The following is a 15,233-nucleotide window of genomic DNA, read 5'->3' as shown; positions in this document are numbered from 1 at the left end:
AAAAATGGCCATGCGCCATGGCTTAAGCCCGCCAGCATAAACAATCATCGGGTTAGTTTGTACATATTGTTACGTCAATTCGGCGCGACTTAGGTGGAATAGCCTATGGTTTGCGCAAACGTTTCATGCGAGGGAGTTGCCATGGTTCAGGACATTCGCCCGAGTGGCGTTCCCTTCAAACGGCTGTTCTTCGCCCTGCCGGTCAGCGACGCCCAGCGCCGCGCCGTCGCCCAGTGGCGGCGCGGCCTTAGCCTGCGCAGCGGCAAGCCGGTGCCCAGCGAGAATTTTCACCTGACCTTGCTGTTTCTCGGTGATGTGGATGCAGCCCAAGTGCCCGCGATCTGCGCAGCAGTAGACAACCTGACCCTGCCAGGCAGGGCGATTCGCCTGCTGCTCGACCGGCTGAACGCCTGGCAGCGCGCCGGTGCGCTGGTGCTCGAACCCCAGGAAACGCCCTTGGCACTGCGCCAACTGGTGTATGCCCTGCAGCAGGCGTTATTGCCGATGGGCTTCGCGGAGCAGGGCCGCGACTACCGCCCGCACCTTACCTTGTCGCGGGATTTTCGCGGGCAGGCACCGGAGTCGGCCCAGGCCCCGGACTTTCATTTCAGCGCCCGCCACTTCACCTTGTACGAGTCGCGCAAGGGCCGCTACTGGCCGCTGGCGCAATGGCCCCTGGCGAACTAACGCCGCTCAGGCGCGCTGGTGGCCAGCGCGGGTGAACAACTGCTCGCCCAGGGTGCGAGCCTTGCGCAGGTGGGCGGCGGCGTCCGGCCCCTCGCTGTCTGCCAGCAAGGTCGAACTGAGCACCTTGGCGCCGCAGTAGTCGAAAATGCCGTGGTCGATCTGCACGCGCATTGCTTCGCCATAGCCATGGCGCTCGAAGGTGCCCGCATCGGCGCCGGCCACGCCGACCAGATGCACCCTCAGGTCGTGCAGTTTCTTGGTGTTCACGCCGCCTTCGTAGTCGAATGCCCAGCCATTGCTGAACACCCGCTCGACCCAGCCCTTGAGCAGCGCCGGCAGCGACCACCAGTAGATCGGGTAGACCAGTACGAGGGCATCGGCGCGGTCGATACGCGCCTGCTCCAGCAGCACGTCGGCCGGCGGCGGGGCGAGGCGGCGGTGCACGGCATGGTCGGCCAGGCTGAAGCGCGGGTCGAAGCCTTCGCGGGCCAGGTCGGCGATTTCACTGCCGTGACCGGTACTGGCCAGGCCGTCGGCAACCTGCTGGGCGAGGGCGTGGGTAAGCGAGTCGGGGTCGTGGTGGCCGATCACGATCAAGGCGTGCATGGGGCTTCTCCAGAGTGGGGGTGCGGTTGGGCCTTGAGCGCTATATACTCAAGGTAAGTTACGATTGGTAAGTTACTTTTGGTAGGTTATTCATGTCAAGCGATGACACGGCAGCACCGCGCAAGCGGCTTTCCCGGGAACAACGGCGTCGCCAGCTGCTGGACGTGGCCTGGCAATGCGTGCGCCAGCAGGGCACCGACGCGCTGAGCCTCGGCCACCTGGCGCAGGAGGCTGGCGTGACCAAACCGGTGGTATACGACCATTTCGAAACTCGCACCGGGCTGTTGGCGGCGCTTTACCAGGATTACGACGCCCGGCAGTCGGTGATGCTGGAACAGGCGCTGGCCCATTGCGAGGCGACCCTCAGCGGGCGCGCCGGGGTGATTGCCGGGGCCTATGTGGACTGCGTGATGAGCCAGGGCCGGGAGATGCCCGGGGTGGCGGCGGCACTGGCGGGGTCACCGGAAATGGAGGCATTGAAGCGGGCCTACGAGCAGCCGTTTCTCGACAAGTGCCAAGCCGCACTGGGGGCCTTTGCTCGCCGTGGCGCGATAGGTGCAGCGGGCATGCGTTTGCTGATCGGGGCGGCCGAGGCGTTGTCCCAGGCGGCAGCGGCGGGAGAGCTGGAGGCCGAGCAGGCCAAGGCCGAGTTGCAGGCGGCCATCATCGCCATGGTCGAGCGCCAGGCGTGAAGCGAGGGGATCACCCAGCCCTGCGCGCGGCGACTCCCTGTAGGAGCGGGCTTGCCCCGCGAACACCGGCAAAGCCGGTGCCATCCACCGCGTCGCTTGCTTCGCGGGGCAAGCCCGCTCCTACAGGGTTCTTCGTTGAACCAGATTGTTCCATCAGGTCGGGCTTAAACCGGCAGGCTCTGGTAGGGCAGTTCCTCCCCAGGGCTGCGGGCGAACTGGCGCTTGTACTCGCGGCTGAACTGCGATGTGCTCTGGTAGCCCACCCGGTGCGCCGCCTGCGCCACACCCAATCCCTCGCCAATCAGCATCTGCTGCGCCTTGAGCAGGCGCAGGCGCTTGAGGTACTGCATGGGCGCCATGTCGGTGCAGCGCTTGAAGTGCTCATGGAAGGTCGAAACGCTCATGTTCGCGCAGGCTGCCAACGCCTCCACGCTTAGCGGTTCGGTGAAATGCTCGCGCAAATGCGCCAGTGCCGCGCCAATACGGGCGAAATGCCCCTGCTGCTCGACCAACGCCCGCAACACCCCGGCCTGGGGGCCGCGCAAGGCGGTGTACAGCACCTCGCGCATCCGCGCCGGGCCCAGCACCCTGGCATCCACTGGGTCCTGCAGGCATTGCAGCAAGCGCTCGACGCTCGCCCGCATCGGCGCATCCAGCGCCGCCGAAGTCATCGACTGCGGGGTCTGGGCCTGCACCGCGCTGTCCGGGGCCAGGCCCATGCTCTGCACCAGTTCGCCCAGCACGCCGCGGTCGATGTCCACCGCCACACCCAGCAGCGGCGCCTGGGCAGTGGCGAACGTTTCGCACATGAACGGCACCGACAGTGCCTGCACCAGGTAATGCCCGGCGCCGTACTCCAGGGTACGTGGGCCCAGGCGCGCCAGCTTGCTGCCCTGGGCCAGGATCATCAGGCTCGGCTCGTAGATCTGCGGGCTGCTGGCCACGTAGTGCCCCCAGCTCAATACCTGCACCTGGGGCAGGTGGGTGGGGACGAAGCCGGGGCGGGTGGCCAGGCGGCGGATCAGCGCGCACAGCGGGGCGTTGGCGTCGACGTGGTGGGTCAGTTGCATGGTAGGCCTGGGCGGAGAATCGGACGCTTGCATCATCGCAGATTACCGGCTTGGCGCCAGGTGCCGGTGGGTAAGTCCGGAGAATCAGGCATGGATGCCGGAGAATCAGCCGTGGGCCGCGCGGATGCGGGCGCGCAGAATGCGCGCCCTGAATCGTTTCACTTCCCAGCGAGGTCCTGCATGTACACCGCCATCGGCTACGCCGCCCAAACCCCGACCAGCCCCTTGGCCCCCATGACCTTCGAGCGCCGTGCGCCGCGCCCGGACGACGTCGCCATCGACATCCTCTACTGCGGCGTGTGCCACTCCGACATCCACCAGGCGCGCAACGAATGGGGCATTGCCGTGTACCCGCTGATGCCTGGCCACGAAATCATCGGCCGGGTCACCGCCGTGGGCGACCAGGTGACCGGCCACAAGGTCGGCGACCTGGTGGGTGTCGGCTGCATGGTCGACTCTTGCCGGCACTGCGAAGCCTGCGCCAAGGACCTGGAGCAATACTGCCTGGAAGGCCCGACCATGACCTACGCCACCCCGGACCGGGTTGATGGCAGCAACACCATGGGCGGTTATTCCAACAGCATCGTGGTCAGCGAGCACTTCGTGGTGCGCATTCCGGCTGGCATGGACCTGGCCAGTGCCGCGCCGATCCTGTGCGCCGGCATCACCACCTATTCGCCGCTCAAGCACCACGGCGTAGGCCCTGGCCACAAGGTCGGCATCCTCGGCATGGGCGGCCTGGGCCACATGGGCATCAAGCTGGCCAAGGCCCTGGGCGCCGAGGTGACCTTGTTCACCCGTTCCCAGGCCAAGGCCGAGGAAGCCCGTCGCCAGGGCGCCGACCATGTGATCGTGTCCACCGACGCCGAGCAGATGCGTGCCGCGGCCGGGCGCTTCGATTTCCTGCTCGACACCATTCCGGTACAGCACGACCTCAACCCGTACCTGGAAACCCTGAAGTTCGATGGCGTGCACATTCTGGTCGGCCTGATCGAGCCGATCGACCCAGCCGTGCATGCTGCCAACCTGGTGATGAAGCGTCGCGTGCTGGCCGGCTCGCTGATCGGTGGCATCGCCGAAACCCAGGAGGTGCTGGATTTCTGCGCCGAGCACGGTATTCGTTGCGACATCGAACTGCTGGATATCCGCAATATCAACCAGGCCTACGAGCGTATGATCGCCGGTGACGTGAAGTACCGCTTCGTGATCGACATGGCGACCTTGCAGGGTTGATGGCGGCCTGTGTGGGCCCTGATCGCGAGCTGCGCTCGCTCCTACGAGGGTTAGGCACCCGGGTAGGAGCGAGCGCAGCTCGCGATGGGGCCCGCACAGGTTTACCACAACAGCGCCTTGTCCCACCCTTTCCAGAACAACCAGCGCCGCACCTCGCAATGGTCTCCGGTGCCGATCTGCCACTGCGGCCGCCCACTCCCCAAGGCAATCACCGAAATGAACCCGGCATGGCTCGCCGCCACCAGCGTGCGCCCGTCGGCGCTGATGTCCATGGCGCTGATGGTCGAACCCAGGAAATGCTGCCAGCGCACCTCGCCATCCTCACCGAACGCCCGCAGGTAGCCATAGGCATCGCCGACGATGTATCCATCCGCCACCGCGACGCCGGCATACACCCGAGCACCGTCTTCCAGCAGGGGCGTGCGCGGGTCTTCGCTGTAGTAATCGGTGTCCAGCCCCGGCAGGTCTGCCACGCGCACCCCAAGCGTGCCACCGTTGTAGAAGTGGCAGGCATTGACGATCAGCTGCTCACCCGTGGTATTGAACAGCGCAAAATGCGGGTACTCGCTCCCTGGGCCGATTTCAGCGATCAGTTCCAACTGCTCGTTCAGCACCAGGTGGCGGCTGCTTTGTTCACCCAGCACGATCAGCCGGCCGTCCGGCGACACCGCGCCATGCTCCATCGACAGCCCCAGGGCGATGTCATCCGGGTCGGTGCCTTCGGCCAGCGCCTCCAGCACCTGCGCCTGGCGTGGCAACAGGCGGGTTGCGCCCTCGGCCGCCAGCAGGAAGATGCCTTGATCGCTGACCAGCAATACCCGCTGGCCATCAGGGAAGGGCACCAGCGCGGTGGGCGTTGGCGGCAGGTCGAACGGCTCGAACGGGTAGCCCTTGGGCAGGCCTTCCAAGCCGCTCGGCCAGTGCAGCCGGGCGACTTGCGGGCCGCCCCAGCCATCGGTCACGCGCACGCCCTCGGCATTGGCCAGGGCGAAGTAGCGGCGCTGCGGGCAGCGGCCAAAATGCTCGATGCCGATCACCGGCGTTACCCCCTGCTGGCCGATGCGCACCACCTGGCCTTTCTCGTAGGGCATGCCGATGCGCGCCAGCAGGCTGCCGTCGTCCAGCAGCAACAAGCTGGCGATGCCTTGGCCATGGTTTTCGAGCAGCGGCACCAGCGGCAAGTGCGCCGGCGGCCAGGCCTGGCGAAAGGCCTGGCGCTGGGCGTCGTCCACGCCTGGCCGGTTGATGGCTTCCAAGGCGCTTTGCCAGGCCCCGAGCAGGTGCTCGGTGGGCGGGTGTTGCGGCTCTTCCAGGTCGTCCCAGCCTTGGGCCTGGCCGTGCGCGACGTAGCGGTTGATGGCCTGGGCATAGGCGGTAACCGCCTGCTGCCACTGCTGCTGGGGGTGCTGCTTGTCCATGGGCGGATCGTGCTCCTTGTTCCGCTTGCCGTTTACGGGGTGCGCGCATGGTACTCCCAATGCGCCTGCGGTTGTGAGGCGCGGCCTTGACGCGTACCATGCCGGGCATTCCTACCTATAACAAACCGTGCGTGAACGCCGCCAGCCCCGGCGCGTGGCGTGCGCGCTGTTGCCTTGCCTGCGGAGAATCGACGCTCGCCCATGAACGGACCCATCCCCACCGACCTGCCACCGACTGCAGGGAACGGCAGCTGGCTGAGCGTGATCGCCCTGGCCCTGGCCGCCTTCATCTTCAACACCACCGAGTTCGTGCCGGTGGCGCTGCTCAGCGACATTGGCCGCAGCTTCGACATGACCACCGCCCAGGTCGGCCTGATGTTGACCATCTATGCCTGGGTCGTGGCCCTGGCCTCGTTGCCGATGATGCTGCTGACCCGCAACATCGAGCGTCGCCGCTTGTTGCTGTTCGTATTCCTGGTGTTCATCGTCAGCCACTTGCTGTCGTGGCTGGCGCAGAGCTTTGCCATGCTGCTGGTCAGCCGTATCGGCATCGCCCTGGCCCATGCGGTGTTCTGGGCCATCACGGCCTCGCTGGCGGTGCGCGTGGCACCGCCGGGCCAGCAGGCCAAGGCGCTGGGCCTGCTGGCCACTGGCACCACCCTGGCAATGGTGCTGGGTATCCCCCTGGGCCGTGTGGTGGGTGAGGCGCTGGGCTGGCGGGTGACCTTCCTCAGCATTGCCGGCGTGGCCCTGGTGACCATGCTGTGCCTGATGAAGTCGCTGCCGCTGCTGCCCAGCCAGAACTCCGGTTCGCTGCGCAGCCTGCCGGTGCTGTTCAAGCGCCCGGCACTGGTGATTACCTACGTGCTGGTGACGCTGGTGATTACCGCGCAATTCACCGCCTACAGCTACATCGAGCCGTTCGCCCTGCACGTGGCGCAGATCGGCGGCGAGCGCACCACGCTGTTGCTGCTGCTGTTCGGGGGCGCCGGGGTGTTCGGCTCGTTGCTGTTCAGCCGTTACAGCGAGCGCTTCCCCCAGGGCTTCCTGGTGGGCTCGATCGGCGTATTGGCCGCCTGCCTGCTGTTGCTGCTGCCGTTGTCGGGCAACTTCTATGTGTTCGCGGTGTTGAGCATGTTCTGGGGGGTGGCGATCCTGAGCTTCAGCCTGGCGCTGCAGTCCAAGACCCTCAAGCTTGCCTCCGATGCCACCGACGTGGCCATGGCGCTGTTCTCGGGGATCTACAACATCGGCATCGGTGGTGGGGCGCTGCTGGGCAGTATCGTCAGCAGCCAGTTGGGCGTGGCCGACATCGGCCTGGTGGGGGGCAGCGTGGCGGTGGCCGGGTTGCTGCTGGCGCTGGCCAGTGCGCGGCGGTTTCGTGAGGCGCTGACTCATTGATGTAACCGCTCCGGGCCGGTGGCCCTGGTAGGAGCGAGCGCAGCTCGCGATGGGCTGCAACGCAGCCCGGGCATCCTGTGCGGCTGAAAATCCGGGGCCGCTGCGCGGCCCATCGCGAGCTACGCTCGCTCCTACCAGGCAGGGCGGCGCAAAACCCGTGGGCAGGGCGGTGCAAATTCAGCCCAGCACCGCCGCCCAGGCCGCCACCAGCAACAACCCCGCCAACCCCCGGTTGAACCACAGCAACCGCCCCGGCGCCTGCAACCAGCGCGCACTGCCAACCCCCAGCACGGCCCACACCGCCATGCACGGTACGGCAATCAGCAGGAACACCAAGGCCAGCTGCCACACCGGCAATGCCGGCGTTGCAAACACCCCAATCACTGCCACCGCCATCATCCACACCTTCGGGTTGACCACCTGCAACGACGCCGCGCTCACCGCGCCGAACGGCTTGCCGGCCTGCGCATCCAGCGGCTCCCCTGCGCTGCGCAGCATGCGCCAGGCCAACCCGCTCAGCCACAGCACACCGGCCCAGCTCATCGCCTGCTGGGCCTGCGGGTGTCGCAGCAGCACCTCGCCAAGCCCAAGGCCCACCAGCAGCACGATCGCCGCCGCCGCGCCACAGGCCGCCAGCATCGGCGCCACGCTCGCACGCAGGCCCAGGCGCGCGCCTTGGGCCAGGATCAGCAAGTTGGTCGGCCCTGGGCTGATGCTTGAAACCAGGGCAAAGAGGATGAAGGGCAACAAGGCGTGCGACATGGTGACGGGCTCCGATGGGTCAGGGCCCTATGGTCGCCATTGCTGGCGGCTCAGTCTGGAAGGTTTGAGCAGCGCCGGCGGTAGTCGGCAGGGGTCAGCCGGTAGGCGCGGCGGAACCAGCGCCCCAGGTGGCTCTGGTCGGCAAAGCCCAGGGCCATGGCCACCTCGGCGGGTGTCTGGCCCTGGGCGAGCAGGCGCCGGGCGCGGGACAGGCGCAGTTGAATCAAGTAGGCATGGGGCGCCAGGCCGAAGGCCGCCTTGAAGGCGCGGGTCAGGCGGAAGCGGTCGACGCCGCAGGCCTGCGCCACCTGCTCCAGGCTGATGTCCTGGTCGAGGTGGGCATGCAGGTAGTCCCGGGCGCGTTGGGCGGTCAGCGGCAGGCGTGGGTCGGGGTTCAGGCGCTTGCGCCAGTGCAGGTGACGGGTGAGGCTGGCCAGCAGGTCGTCCATGGCGGTTTGGCGAACAATGCGCAGTTCCTGGCCGTGCACCGCCTGGAAGGCCAGGGCCGTGGCGCGGGCCAGGCGTTCGTCCTGGCACAGGGTGTCGGCGAAGCTGGGCAGGCTGTCGCTTGGCGCCTGGGCGAACAGCGCCTGCAGCTCGCTCGCCAGCCAGTGCGGTTCCAGGTACAGGGTTGAATACGTGAAACCTTCGGCGGTGGGCGCGTGGCCGTCGTGCAGGTCGCCGGGTTCGAGCAGGAACACCTGGCCGGCCGTGCTCTGGTGGCGCACCTGGCGGCAGTTGAACTGCTGCACACCCTGCTCGGTCACGCCGACCAGAAAGCTGTCGTGCCAGTGCGGGTCGTAGGCGTGGCCAACGAAATGCGCACGAACCGACTCGATGCCGGTGTCGGCGTCCTGCTTGAGGTCGATCCAGTTGCTCATGGTGGCGCGGCTGCTGAAAGGGTAGGGCAGTTCACCTTAGCGCAGATGCACCTGGCGGTTTAGAACATTTGTGCAGGCTGTAGCGCCGCGAAGCGCTCGCGCAACCACAGGTGCAGTTGCGTGACGGCCGGCGACAGTTGCTTGCGGTGCGGGCACACCAGGGTCACCGGCGTGGCCTCGCCCTGATGCTCGGGCAGCAGCACTTCCAGCTCGCCGGCGGCGATGTTGCTGCTGACGTCGAGCCACGACTTGTAGACGATGCCTTCGCCTGCCAGGGCCCAGCGCCGTACCACGTCGGCATCGTCGCTCACCAGCGGCCCACGCACCTGCACGGTGCGGCTGCCCAGTTGCCATTTGTCGAACACGCGGTTGTGCTGCAGGTACAGCAGGCAGTCGTGCTGCTGCAGTTCCTCCGGCGTGCGTGGGCGGCCGTGGCGGGCCAGGTAGGTGGGCGAGGCGACCACCACGCGGCGGTTCCACGGGGCCAGCGGCAGGGCGATGTAGTTGGCGTCCTGGTCGAGGCCGTAGCGGATGGCGATGTCCACCGGGTCGCGGCTGAAGTCGGCCATCTGGTCGGAAAGGAAAAAGCGCAGGTTCAACGCTGGGTGCTCGCGGCGAAAGGCGCTCAGCCACGGCAGCAGCAGGTTGCGGCCGATGTCCGAGGGGGCCGAAACCTGTAGCACGCCGCGCAGGGTGCTGTGCTGGCCGTGCAACTGCTCGTGGCCCTGGCGCAGGGTGTCCAGCACACGCTGGGCGGTGGGCAGGTACAGCTCGCCCTCGGCGGTCAGGCGCAGGCTGCGGGTGGTACGGGTGAACAGGCGCACGTCCAGGTCGCGTTCCAGGCGCTTGATGGCGGCGGCTACCTGGCCGGGCAGCAGGTCGGCCTCATGGGCCGCGGCAGTGAAGCTGCCCAGCGCGCTGGCACGCACGAACAGTTCCAGGTCGGTGATACGGAGCATTTTCACTCCAGGGGTGAAAGTGTTGCTTCATTTTGCCGCTTTTTCAGATGTTCGGGAACGTTAATATGCGCCTCACATCCCGTTCCGCTATTTGGAGTTGCAGCATGGACACCGTCACCCTGGCCAAGCGCCGCTATACCACCAAGGCCTACGATGCCGCCCGCAAGATCCCCCAGGCCACCGTCGACGCCCTGCTTGAACAACTGCGCCACAGCCCATCCTCGGTCAACTCGCAGCCCTGGCACTTCATCGTTGCCGACAGCGCCGAGGGCAAGGCGCGCCTGGCCAAGGCCACCGAGGGCCGTTTCGCCTACAACACGCCAAAGGTGCTCGATGCCTCCCACGTGATCGTGTTCTGCACCCGCACCGAGATGAGCGAAGCGCACCTGCAGGCGGTGCTCGACCAGGAGCAGGCCGATGGCCGCTTCCGTGACGAACAGGCCCGCGCCGGGCAGGACCAGACCCGCCGCGGCTATGTCGACCTGCATCGCTTCGACCTCAAGGACCAGCAACACTGGATGGAAAAGCAGACCTACCTGGCCCTGGGCACCGCGCTGCTTGGCGCCGCCGCCCACGGCCTGGACGCCACGCCCATCGAAGGGTTCGACGCCAAGGTGATGGATGCCGAACTGGGCCTGCGCGAGCAGGGCTACACCAGCGTGGTGGTGCTGAGCCTGGGTTACCGCAGCGAGGCCGACTTCAACGCCGGCCTGAGCAAGTCGCGCTTGCCGGCCTCGACGGTGTTCACCTTCCTGTAACGCCGCCACCACCGCCGCGCCGCGATCCCCCTGTAGGAGCGAGCGCAGCTCGCGATGGGCTGCAAAGCAGCCCCGGCGCGATGAGCCGCGAAGCTCAAAGCCTGGGGCCGCTGCGCGCCCCATCGCGAGCTGCGCTCGCTCCTACCAGGGAGATGAGTGCCTGTCAGCAGGGCAGCACTACGCCCGCACGCTCGCGCCTGCGGGCGCTCAGCAACCCCAGGCAAATGATGGCGATGGCCAACAGCCCCGTGGCGACGATTTCGGTGCGGTAGGCCGGGATGAAGCACATGCTCGCCAATGCCCCACTGATAAAGGCGATCACCGCCCAGGTCAGCCAGGGGAACAGCCACATGCGGCACTGCAGCGGCGCGCCGCTGGCCAGCAGCTTCTTCCTCAGGCACAGCTGGGAAACCGCAATCACCAGGTACACCAGCAGGGCCACCGCGCCAGAGGTGGCCAGCAGGAACGCGAACACGCTTTGCGGTGCGAAATAGTTGATGAACGTGGCCACCACGCCCAGCACCGTGGTCGCGGCCACCGCTGCCCGTGGCACCTTGGCCTCGGTGGTACGGCCCAGGAACGCCGGTGCATCGCCCCGCTTGGCCAGCGAATAGAGCATCCGCGAACCGGTGTACACCTGCGAGTTCATGCAACTGGCCACCGCCACCAGCACCACGATATCCATCAGCAGCTTGGCATTGGGCACCTGCAGGATCTCCAGCGTGCGCTGGAAGGAGCCGACCTCGGGCAAGCGCGGGTCGTCCCATGGCACGATCGACAAAATCAGCCCGATGGACAGCAGATAGAACACGCAAATCCGCCATACCACCGAGTTCGTGGCGCGGGTGATCTGCCGTGCGGGGTTGCGCGATTCGGCTGCGGCGATGGTCACCACCTCGGCACCGATAAAGCTGAACATGGTGGTGAGCATGGCACCGACAATGGACTGCAGGCCATTGGGGGCGAAGCCGCCATGTTCGGCCATCAGGCGCTGCAGGCCACTGACCGGGCGCTCGGGCAGCAGGCCCAGCAAGGCGGCGCTGCACAGGGCAATGAAGCCGAGGATGGCCAGAATCTTCAGCAAGCCGAACCAGAACTCGAACTCGCCGTAGCGCGCAACGCTGAAGAAGTTCGACCCGGTCACCAGCACGATCACCGCCGAAGCGAACACCCAGGTGTCCACCGTCGGCATCCAGGCATTGAGGATATTGGCAGCGGCGATGGCTTCCAGCGGAATGGCCAGCACCCAGAACCACCAGTACAGCCAGCCAATGCTGAACCCCGCCCAGCGGCCAATGGCGCGGTCGGCGTAGGTGGAAAACGAGCCGGTGTCAGGCGAGGCGACTGCCATTTCGCCCAGCATGCGCATCACCAGCACCACCAAGGCACCGGTACACAGATACGCGAGCAGCGCCGCAGGCCCTGCCTTGGCGATGGCGTGGCCGGAGAACACGAACAGCCCTGCGCCGATCACGCCGGCGATCGAAAGCATGGTGACATGGCGCTGTTTCAGGCCAGGAGCAAGTGCGGTATTGGACATGGAAGAACTCGGTCATTGTTGTTGGAACGTTCTCAATCCGTTGCACAACGCTCGCCCTGGGCCGCGGGTGGCAGCCCAGGCGCAGGGCATGCGCGGTTGTAGCTTGGCGCCAACAAAAGGTGAGTTAAATCCATTTTCTCTCACGTACAGGTTTGGATTTTCTGTTGTAAATCGCACGTCGCGAGCCGTTCAAGCACGGCGACTTAATCAATGTTTCGATGGGGGTTGACAGTGTGGCAGCGCCATTCTTAATGTGAATGCAAATTTGCACACAAAATAGCATGCATGGCCCCCGCCCATCGAGCATGGACGGCCTTCGATATTCAAACAATGGAAGGTGAGCACAGATGAGTGACGCGACACGCCCCCTGGCGGGGCAGACGGTGCTGGTCACCGGGGCATCGGGGGGCATTGGTGCCGCGATTGTCGAGCAACTGGCCGCCGAGGGCGCTCGCCCGGTGATCCACTACAGCCGCGATGCACAGGGTGCGCAGCAGTTGCTGCAGCGCATCGGTGGCCAAGGTTGGATCGTGCAGGGCGACCTCAGCCAGGAGGCTGGCCCCGAGCAACTGTGGCGCACGGCACTGGAGCTGTGTGGCGGCAGGATTCACGGTTTGGTCAACAACGCCGGGATTCGTACCGAGGTTGCACTTGAGGCGTCGTCCAGCCAATGGCGCGAAGCCTGGCGCCGCGAGTTTCAGGTCAATTTCTTCGCCGCTGCCGACCTGTGCCGCGAGGCCGTCACCCATTTCCGTGCCCACGGTGCTGGGCGCATCATCAACATGGCCAGCCGCGCGGCGCAACGCGGTTACTCCGCCGATGCACTGCCCTATGGCTGCAGCAAGGCGGCCCTGATCAACCTCACCAAATCGCTGGCCCGCAGCGTGGCCGGGGATGGGGTGGTGGCAGTGGCCATTGCACCGGGCTGGGTGCGCACCGACATGGCCGAGCAGTTTGTCGCGCAGCAGGGCGAGGCTGCAGCGGTTTCCGACATTCCCGTTGGCCGCATGGCCAGCCCGGCGGAAATCGCCGAGTTGGTGGCATTCACCCTGCGGCCATCGCAGGTATCGCTCAATGGCGCCACCCTGGACGTCAATGGCGGCAGCTACATCCGCTGACCTTTCACCGGGGCCGCGTTGCGGCCCTGGTTGCGCGCATCAGCTCGGTTGCGAGGCATAGGCCGCATAGGCTGAGGTCACCAGCCAACCACAATCCACCGGCAGGATCGCCCCGGTGATGGCCGATGCCCCCGGCGAGCACAGGAAGTGGATGGTGTCGGCCACCTCGGCGGGGTCGACGAAGCGGCGCAGGGCCGACTTTTCCACCACCGCTGCCGGGTCGCGCTCGCCGCTGTCGATGCGCGCCTGCATGGCGGGGGTGAGGGTATAGCCCGGCGCGACCGCATTCACCCGCACGCCCTGCGGCCCCCACTGCGCCGCCATCACCTGGGTCAGCATGTGCAGCCCGGCCTTGCCCACGGCGTAGCCGATCTGTGCCGAAGGGCGGAAGCTGGTCAGCGAGCACAGGTTGATGATGCTGCCGCTACCCGTTTCGCACATGGCCCGGGCCAGCTCCCGCGACACCAGCAAGGTGCCCCGCACGTTGACGTTCTGCAGGCGGTCGTATTCTTCGATATCCAGGTCGAACAGGTGCACCGCGTTCTGCAGCAGCCCCCCCGAATTGACCAGCACCTGGGGCACGCCATAGGTGTCGAGCACCTGCCTGCAGAACGCCTTCACCTCCTGTTCCGACGCCACATCGAGCTTGCGCGCGTGCACCGCTGCACCCTTGCCGCGCAGTTCGCTGGCCAGCCGCTCGGCCCGCTCCAGGTTGATATCGCCGATCACTACGGTGCGGCCTGGTTCGCCGGCAAAACGGCGCACGGTGGCCTCGCCGATGCCGCTTGCGCCCCCGGTCACCACGATCACTGATTGCTGTTGGGTCATGTGCGTCTCGCTTGTGTTGTTGTTCAAACGCCTGAGTTACCCGAAGACGTCAGCGCACGTTGCACGCAAAGCGGAGCGTGCCTGTGGCGTGGCTTTGTCGATCAGATGTCGACAACATGGTTGTTCAGGGTGATTGGCTTGTCAACGATGGGCATGCAAACAACGCAGGCTTAAATTTTTAGTTCAAATAAAACAACAGGATAGGAATTTACCGTTTCCAGCTGAGCGAAAACTCGTTGACAGATGTCGGCAAAGGGTCGACAACATATTCGTGTGGTGGGGAGGGTATTGCGGCCTGGAAGCAGGGCTTTTGCACCCGGCCGGTGCCGTGTGCAGCAGCACCCGGCGAGCAAGGAGGCAACAAGAAACTGAAGCTGTAGCGTCAAAGACACTGCCTTGAAACTGTGTGGTTTCCCAATTCGAATAATAGAGAGGCTATGAAATGTTCCAGGTACCTTTGAAGTGGGTCAAAGCGTTGACCGCCGTATCACTGGTGGCGGCTTTTTCCGCCAACTCGGCCATGGCCGCCGATGCTGGCGACAGCTGGAAAGCCGTGCGCGAAGCCGGCGTGCTGCGCTGCGGTGCGGCCACCTCGCCGCCCTATGTGATGCGCGACCCCAGAACCGGTGATTACTCGGGCCTGTTCCCAGACCTGTGCAAGCAGTTCGGCGAGCAGGTGCTGAAGGTCAAGGTGCAATTCGTCGATACCAGCTGGGACAACATCGTCGCCGGGCTGCAGTCGCAGAAATGGGACCTGTCCCTGGCATTGAACGACACCCCGGAGCGGCGCAAGGCCATCTCGTTCTCCAAACCGGCAATCGGCTACAGCGTCAACTTCGCCTACAACAGCAAGAACCCGAAACTGGCCGCCGGCGTTGCCGGCATGGCCGATATCGACAGGCCAGGCATCAGCGTTGCGGTGATGTCGGGTACTGCCCAGGACAAGGCGATTTCGGCGGTGCTCAAGCAAGCCACGATCGTGCGCCTGCCGGGCTTCGATGAAACGCGGCTGTCGCTGATGGCCAAGCGTTCCGATTTTCTCGCCGACGACAGCATGACCAACACCCTGTTGACCTCGGCGCACCCGGACTGGGCCAAGACCTTCACGCCCACGCCCAAGCTTGCCGAGCAAGGCATCAACCTGGGCGTGATCAAGAACACCCCGGCTGAAGACATCGCCGTGCTCGACGCCTTCATCGAGGCCAAGATCGCCTCGGGCGAGATGGACAAGATGGCCAAGCACGCGGTGGACATTTCGTTGGCCGCCAGCAATTGACCCG

General features: G+C 65.8%; 15 protein-coding genes. 7 read left to right on the top strand and 8 right to left on the bottom strand.

Annotation, left to right across the window (positions count from 1 at the left end):
- The first annotated feature begins 141 nt into the window (after positions 1-141).
- A complete protein-coding gene (thpR, locus tag F3J45_RS01355; RefSeq protein ID WP_167056029.1) occupies positions 142-687 on the top strand; it encodes an RNA 2',3'-cyclic phosphodiesterase in 546 nt (181 codons plus the stop codon).
- Between the two features lie 6 nt (positions 688-693).
- Here thpR and F3J45_RS01350 read toward each other — a convergent pair whose 3' ends face one another.
- Positions 694-1,293, bottom strand: coding sequence for an NAD(P)H-dependent oxidoreductase (locus F3J45_RS01350; RefSeq protein WP_167056026.1), 600 nt, complete (start codon positions 1,291-1,293; stop codon positions 694-696).
- 92 nt (positions 1,294-1,385) lie between these two features.
- Here F3J45_RS01350 and F3J45_RS01345 point away from each other — a divergent pair, with 92 nt between their 5' ends.
- Complete coding sequence (locus tag F3J45_RS01345) at positions 1,386-1,985, top strand: TetR/AcrR family transcriptional regulator (RefSeq protein ID WP_167056023.1); 600 nt, start codon at positions 1,386-1,388, stop codon at positions 1,983-1,985.
- 164 nt (positions 1,986-2,149) lie between these two features.
- Here F3J45_RS01345 and F3J45_RS01340 read toward each other — a convergent pair whose 3' ends face one another.
- Positions 2,150-3,055, bottom strand: a complete 906-nt coding sequence (locus tag F3J45_RS01340) for an AraC family transcriptional regulator (protein WP_167056020.1) — start codon at positions 3,053-3,055, stop codon at positions 2,150-2,152.
- Between the two features lie 180 nt (positions 3,056-3,235).
- Here F3J45_RS01340 and calA point away from each other — a divergent pair, with 180 nt between their 5' ends.
- Positions 3,236-4,288: a vanillin reductase gene (calA, locus tag F3J45_RS01335; protein ID WP_167056017.1), complete on the top strand. Its 1,053-nt coding sequence runs from the start codon at positions 3,236-3,238 to the stop codon at positions 4,286-4,288.
- 101 nt (positions 4,289-4,389) lie between these two features.
- Here calA and F3J45_RS01330 read toward each other — a convergent pair whose 3' ends face one another.
- The gene (locus F3J45_RS01330; protein ID WP_167056013.1) at positions 4,390-5,706 is read right to left on the bottom strand and encodes a hypothetical protein; all 1,317 of its coding nucleotides are present in this window, start codon (positions 5,704-5,706) and stop codon (positions 4,390-4,392) included.
- A 201-nt stretch (positions 5,707-5,907) separates the two neighbouring features.
- On the opposite strand from F3J45_RS01330, the gene F3J45_RS01325 reads away from it, so the two are divergent.
- Positions 5,908-7,107 (top strand): sugar transporter, encoded by a 1,200-nt coding sequence (locus F3J45_RS01325; RefSeq protein WP_167056008.1) that lies wholly within the window; start codon positions 5,908-5,910, stop codon positions 7,105-7,107.
- A 177-nt stretch (positions 7,108-7,284) separates the two neighbouring features.
- Here the strand turns inward: F3J45_RS01325 and F3J45_RS01320 are convergent, their stop codons facing one another.
- The 3 genes from F3J45_RS01320 to F3J45_RS01310 are packed head-to-tail and all read right to left on the bottom strand — an operon-like array spanning position 7,285 to position 9,709.
- On the bottom strand, positions 7,285-7,869 hold the full coding sequence (locus F3J45_RS01320; protein WP_167056005.1) for a LysE family translocator: 585 nt from the start codon (positions 7,867-7,869) through the stop codon (positions 7,285-7,287).
- Positions 7,870-7,919: 50 nt separating this feature from the next.
- A complete protein-coding gene (locus F3J45_RS01315; protein ID WP_167056002.1) occupies positions 7,920-8,750 on the bottom strand; it encodes an AraC family transcriptional regulator in 831 nt (276 codons plus the stop codon).
- Between the two features lie 59 nt (positions 8,751-8,809).
- Positions 8,810-9,709 (bottom strand): LysR family transcriptional regulator, encoded by a 900-nt coding sequence (locus F3J45_RS01310; RefSeq protein WP_167055999.1) that lies wholly within the window; start codon positions 9,707-9,709, stop codon positions 8,810-8,812.
- A gap of 104 nt (positions 9,710-9,813) precedes the next feature.
- Between F3J45_RS01310 and nfsB the strand changes: the two genes are divergently transcribed.
- Positions 9,814-10,467 (top strand): oxygen-insensitive NAD(P)H nitroreductase, encoded by a 654-nt coding sequence (gene nfsB, locus F3J45_RS01305; protein WP_167055996.1) that lies wholly within the window; start codon positions 9,814-9,816, stop codon positions 10,465-10,467.
- A gap of 163 nt (positions 10,468-10,630) precedes the next feature.
- Here nfsB and gabP read toward each other — a convergent pair whose 3' ends face one another.
- Positions 10,631-12,007: a GABA permease gene (gabP, locus tag F3J45_RS01300; RefSeq protein ID WP_167055993.1), complete on the bottom strand. Its 1,377-nt coding sequence runs from the start codon at positions 12,005-12,007 to the stop codon at positions 10,631-10,633.
- Positions 12,008-12,354: 347 nt separating this feature from the next.
- On the opposite strand from gabP, the gene F3J45_RS01295 reads away from it, so the two are divergent.
- Positions 12,355-13,125: an SDR family NAD(P)-dependent oxidoreductase gene (locus tag F3J45_RS01295; RefSeq protein WP_167055990.1), complete on the top strand. Its 771-nt coding sequence runs from the start codon at positions 12,355-12,357 to the stop codon at positions 13,123-13,125.
- A 39-nt stretch (positions 13,126-13,164) separates the two neighbouring features.
- Here the strand turns inward: F3J45_RS01295 and F3J45_RS01290 are convergent, their stop codons facing one another.
- Complete coding sequence (locus F3J45_RS01290; RefSeq protein ID WP_167055986.1) at positions 13,165-13,953, bottom strand: SDR family NAD(P)-dependent oxidoreductase; 789 nt, start codon at positions 13,951-13,953, stop codon at positions 13,165-13,167.
- A 442-nt stretch (positions 13,954-14,395) separates the two neighbouring features.
- On the opposite strand from F3J45_RS01290, the gene F3J45_RS01285 reads away from it, so the two are divergent.
- Positions 14,396-15,229 carry an ABC transporter substrate-binding protein gene (locus tag F3J45_RS01285; RefSeq protein WP_167055983.1) on the top strand — a complete coding sequence of 278 codons (834 nt, stop codon included), beginning with the start codon at positions 14,396-14,398 and terminating at the stop codon, positions 15,227-15,229.
- The last annotated feature ends 4 nt before the right edge of the window (positions 15,230-15,233 follow it).

It is taken from the genome of Pantoea sp. Ap-967, from assembly GCF_011752565.1.
Classification (GTDB): Bacteria; Pseudomonadota; Gammaproteobacteria; order Pseudomonadales; family Pseudomonadaceae; genus Aquipseudomonas.
The sequence above is the reverse complement of the archived record's forward strand: the minus strand, read 5'-3'. Positions and strand labels throughout refer to the sequence as shown.

Excerpts from the sequence above, each read along its gene's own strand:
- thpR (WP_167056029.1), top strand. The coding sequence starts at position 142 with ATGGTTCAGGACATTCGCCCGAGTGGCGTTCCCTTCAAACGGCTGTTC.
- F3J45_RS01350 (WP_167056026.1), bottom strand. The coding sequence starts at position 1,293 with ATGCACGCCTTGATCGTGATCGGCCACCACGACCCCGACTCGCTTACC.
- F3J45_RS01345 (WP_167056023.1), top strand. The coding sequence starts at position 1,386 with ATGTCAAGCGATGACACGGCAGCACCGCGCAAGCGGCTTTCCCGGGAA.
- F3J45_RS01340 (WP_167056020.1), bottom strand. The coding sequence starts at position 3,055 with ATGCAACTGACCCACCACGTCGACGCCAACGCCCCGCTGTGCGCGCTG.
- calA (WP_167056017.1), top strand. The coding sequence starts at position 3,236 with ATGTACACCGCCATCGGCTACGCCGCCCAAACCCCGACCAGCCCCTTG.
- F3J45_RS01330 (WP_167056013.1), bottom strand. The coding sequence starts at position 5,706 with ATGGACAAGCAGCACCCCCAGCAGCAGTGGCAGCAGGCGGTTACCGCC.
- F3J45_RS01325 (WP_167056008.1), top strand. The coding sequence starts at position 5,908 with ATGAACGGACCCATCCCCACCGACCTGCCACCGACTGCAGGGAACGGC.
- F3J45_RS01320 (WP_167056005.1), bottom strand. The coding sequence starts at position 7,869 with ATGTCGCACGCCTTGTTGCCCTTCATCCTCTTTGCCCTGGTTTCAAGC.
- F3J45_RS01315 (WP_167056002.1), bottom strand. The coding sequence starts at position 8,750 with ATGAGCAACTGGATCGACCTCAAGCAGGACGCCGACACCGGCATCGAG.
- F3J45_RS01310 (WP_167055999.1), bottom strand. The coding sequence starts at position 9,709 with ATGCTCCGTATCACCGACCTGGAACTGTTCGTGCGTGCCAGCGCGCTG.
- nfsB (WP_167055996.1), top strand. The coding sequence starts at position 9,814 with ATGGACACCGTCACCCTGGCCAAGCGCCGCTATACCACCAAGGCCTAC.
- gabP (WP_167055993.1), bottom strand. The coding sequence starts at position 12,007 with ATGTCCAATACCGCACTTGCTCCTGGCCTGAAACAGCGCCATGTCACC.
- F3J45_RS01295 (WP_167055990.1), top strand. The coding sequence starts at position 12,355 with ATGAGTGACGCGACACGCCCCCTGGCGGGGCAGACGGTGCTGGTCACC.
- F3J45_RS01290 (WP_167055986.1), bottom strand. The coding sequence starts at position 13,953 with ATGACCCAACAGCAATCAGTGATCGTGGTGACCGGGGGCGCAAGCGGC.
- F3J45_RS01285 (WP_167055983.1), top strand. The coding sequence starts at position 14,396 with ATGTTCCAGGTACCTTTGAAGTGGGTCAAAGCGTTGACCGCCGTATCA.